At 67.4% G+C, this 3688-nt stretch carries 5 protein-coding genes; 2 read left to right on the top strand and 3 right to left on the bottom strand.

The features are described from left to right. Together VIR09_RS01120 and VIR09_RS01115 are read left to right on the top strand one after the other, a co-directional pair. Positions 1-1406, top strand: a 1406-nt coding sequence (locus tag VIR09_RS01120) for an NfrA family protein (RefSeq protein ID WP_414639355.1), incomplete at its 5' end; no start/stop codon positions are given. A gap of 129 nt (positions 1407-1535) precedes the next feature. Further along, positions 1536-1892 (top strand): hypothetical protein, encoded by a 357-nt coding sequence (locus tag VIR09_RS01115; RefSeq protein ID WP_332010933.1) that lies wholly within the window; start codon positions 1536-1538, stop codon positions 1890-1892. Between the two features lie 30 nt (positions 1893-1922). On the opposite strand, the gene VIR09_RS01110 is transcribed toward VIR09_RS01115, so the two are convergent. The 3 genes from VIR09_RS01110 to VIR09_RS01100 all read right to left on the bottom strand — a co-directional run. Then, entirely contained in the window at positions 1923-2903 is a 981-nt protein-coding gene (locus VIR09_RS01110) for a DUF4434 domain-containing protein (protein ID WP_332010931.1), read from the bottom strand. 20 nt (positions 2904-2923) lie between these two features. Beyond that, positions 2924-3340, bottom strand: coding sequence for a YidB family protein (locus tag VIR09_RS01105; protein WP_332010928.1), 417 nt, complete (start codon positions 3338-3340; stop codon positions 2924-2926). Between the two features lie 112 nt (positions 3341-3452). Next, the coding region (locus tag VIR09_RS01100; RefSeq protein WP_332010926.1) for a peptidoglycan-binding domain-containing protein at positions 3453-3688 on the bottom strand (236 nt) is incomplete at its 5' end.

The raw sequence follows: 3688 nt of genomic DNA, 5'->3' as shown, positions 1-3688 counted from the left end.
GGCCAACCTCAAGGTCTATGCCGGCCCCGACTTCGACTACTCGGCCGGGGGAGTGGTCACCTACGTCGTTCCCGGCGGAGCGCCTGGGCCAGCCCGCAGGCGCGGTATCAGACTTCGCGGCTGCGCGCGCGACCGGCCAGGCGCCGCCGCGCCTGATCCTGGACCAGGCCTACGCGCAATCCGCGATGGGCGACAACCGCGCCGCCACCGACTCGCTCAAGCAGGCCATCGACATGGACGACGCCGGCCAACTGGGCCTGACGCCGCTGGAACGCTACAACACGCGCAGCGGCGTCGCCGCCCTGTCGCGCGAATGGGGCGGCTCGTTTTCCGCTTCCTATCGCGGCGCACGGCCGGCCAGTTCCAGCCTGGGCGGAGCCGCCATCAACACCCCTGGCGACGTGGTATTCAGCACTGCGGAAATCTTCTGGCGTCCGCCACAGTTGAACAACCGCTGGGGCATGCTGGAAGCCTATGCGCGCAGTTCCAACACGCTGTACGACAGCGGCAGCACCTACGAGTCGCGCAGGAACGTCGACCCCTGCACCGGCGCAACCACACCGGACGACCGATCCAACGAAGAACGCTTCCGCAACAACAGCACCTCCTCCGGCATCCCCAGCACCATCGGCGCACTGGGCCTGCGCTATCTGCTAGCCGATACGGGCGTGACCTTCGGCATCGAACGCCGCTTCTTCCTGGGGTCCGCCACCCGCCAGGGCTACGCCTACCCTGAATCCAGCGCGGTGCAGTGCGGGGCGCAGCAGGCCTTCCACAACGCCTATCCCAACCTGCAGGACCAGAGCGCGGTCGCGCGCTACAAGCTCAACGGCAACGCCGGGGGCTGGATGTCCTACGTCACCTACGGCTACTACCAGGGCCGCGAACTGCGCGTGGACGTGCCGAGCTGGCTCACCATCGAAGGCTATGCACAGGCCGGCTATGCCTGGGACGACAATAGCGCCCGCTACACCGCCTACTCGGTGGATTCCAAAGGCCAGCGCCAGCAGGACCTGGGCAGTTCCTCCGGCCGCCTCAAGCGCGACCAGGCCTTCCTGTCTGGCGAACTGCGCGTGGGCCGCAGCTTCCGCGCCACCAGCATCAGCGACAAGCTGGTGCTGTTTCCGTACGCAGTCATCGGCGCGGACTGGCTGTGGCAGAAGAGCGTGGCCAAGCTCGACGACCTGCCCGGCTACGGCAGCGGGTCGGTGGTCCTGTCCGACCATGACACTTCGTGGTCGCTGGGCGTGGGCCCCGGTTTCAACGTGCGCTACTGGTTCCGCGAAGACCACTACAACGCGCCGCGCTCCTACCTGGACTTCGGCGTCCAGTACCGCACCAGCCTAGGCGGCGGCGAAAGCGACCGCGCCAAGGGCTGGTTCATGAACATGACGCTGTCGTACTGAACCGCTGATACACATCATTACAACGATTCATAAGCCCATAACAATGAATCGGGCATAGTGCTCCGCGCCACGCAGGCAGTGCAATCGCCGTGCGTGCAAACCCGATCCCTCACCGCGTTGGAGATTGAATTGCCGATTTTCAAACAAGCTCGTTTCGCCCTGACCGCCGCCGCCCTGACCCTGGCCAGCGGTGCCGCTCTCGCCCAACAGACCATGCCGGGCCAGATGCCCAACCTGGCTGCGCTGAGCGGGCAGATGCATGCCGCTGCCGAGTACTGCAATGCCTACCCGGCAGCGCAGCTCGAGCAGATGAAGCAACAACAGAAGACCGCGACCAGCGCGCAGGGCATGTCGGCCGCTGACTTCGACACCGCCTTCTCGCAGTCCTACGGCCAGGCCAAGACGCAACTGGGCGCGCTGAGCGCAGCCGACAAGGAAAAGACCTGCGCGCAGCTCAAGGCCATGGCCGCAGCGCAACCGCGCTAGCCCTTCCCCTCCGGCCTGCGTATCGGCCGCCTAGAGCGGCCACTCCCGCCTCAAGCGCTCGGCCTCGGGCGTAGGCCCGATCAGCCAGGGATCCGCCGCAAAGGCGACCACGCGTTGCGCGCGGTAGCGCCGCGCGATGCGCAACTGCCGGCGCACGCGCGCGGCATCGGCGGAACGGGCATTGAACGTGGTGCCGTCCTGGCGTTCGGACGGCAGTTCCTCGAACAGTTCGACGATCAGGTCGAACGGCGCGCGCCGCGTCAGCAGCATGCGGTGCAACGGCTCCAGCGTCTCATAGGCCGCCATGCCGGACACGCCCACACCGTCCTGCAGCATAGGTCTCAGCCTTGCCGCGTCGAGCAATCCGCTCCACAGGTCGGCCAGGCTCAGCGCTCCCGGCAGCTTGCTGTGGTACGTGGATATCGTGGGCGTCCGCCCAGTCTGTTGCAGCAGCGGATCGGACAGCTCGCGCAGCCATTGCGCCAAACGCGCCTGGCGATCGGACGCGGCCCAGCTGTGCTGCTCGATCTCATAAGGGATGTACCAGCCGCGGAAAGCCGCAAGCCCGGTTGCGTTCGACGCCCGCGCATAGGCCAGCGCCTGCGCCTGCGCGGCCTGCAGGAAAGCGGCCAGCGCCGCGTCATCCGGATTGCCCAGTTGCCGCCACCAGCGCTCGTCGTAGGGCAGGCCCAGTTGCAGTCCCATGCCCAGGCGCTCCGCCTCGTCGAAGATCAGCGCCAGCGTGGGCGCCGGCAGTTGCCAGGGCTGGACCCCGCCACTGGCCCCGACCCACTGGATGATGATCTCGCGGAATCCCAGCGCGTGCATGGCGGCGATGCGCTCGCGCCAGGCCTGCGGACTCAATTCCAGGTGGCTGGGCCACAATTGCCAGAAGGTGCTCTGCACCGACCAGGCTGGCGCGCAGGCGGGCAGGCTGGCGGCCAGCGCCGCCACGCCCAGGCCCTGCAACAGGCGCCGCCGGCCGGTGGAAGCAGGCGCGGACGCCTGCATGGGCTGCCTGGCGATAAGACTTACCCTGCGCGGTTGCCGAAGATGCCCGACAAGGACGCCAGCAGATCGGTCGGGTTGAATTGCTGCTCTCCCTGCACCTCGCCGTTGGGGGTGGCCTTGTCCACCAGTTGCGGCAGCAGCGAGGACAGCGAGCCGAGCACGGAGTCCGTGTCCTGCCCGGTCTTGGCGGCCAGTTCGTTGACGACGCCGGGATCCAGCACGGAACCGAGCTGGTCGGCGCTGACCGGCATGTTCTGGCCGGTGCCCACCCACGAGGCCACGATCTCGTTCAAGCCGCCCTTCTGGAAGCTGGCGATCAGGCCGGACAGGCCGCCCGGGTACTTGTTCAGTTGCTCGATCAGCGCGGGCAGCAGCGAAGCCGAGCCCCCTTGCTGACCGCCGCCGGCCATCGAGGCCAAGGTATCCAATAGGCTCATCATCGTGCTCCTGAAAAATCGGAAAACCAGTATAGGCCCATGCCCGGCGCCCTGCCTGTCATCTGATGGATGAGTCCCGGGATCTTTGCAAAGCTTGTCTATCCGCGCCCGCTCAGTTGGCGGCCTTCCCTGCCTGGAGGGCCTGCAGCGACTTCAGGCCGGCGCGGCCATCCGGCCGCAGGCCCAGCTCGCGCTGCGCCGTCTGCAGGGCCTCGCGGGTGCGCTTGCCGATCATGCCATCGGGTTCGCCGATCTCATAGCCGCGGGCAATCAGCAGCCGCTGCAATTCGCGCCGCTGCGCCCGCGACAGACCTGGATCGTCGGTGGGCCAGGCTTGCGCCAGGGGAC

It is taken from the genome of Achromobacter sp., assembly GCF_036567245.1.
GTDB lineage: Bacteria > Pseudomonadota > Gammaproteobacteria > Burkholderiales > Burkholderiaceae_B > Achromobacter.
Note: the sequence above shows the minus strand (reverse complement) of the source record. Positions and strands in the feature narration are given on the sequence as shown.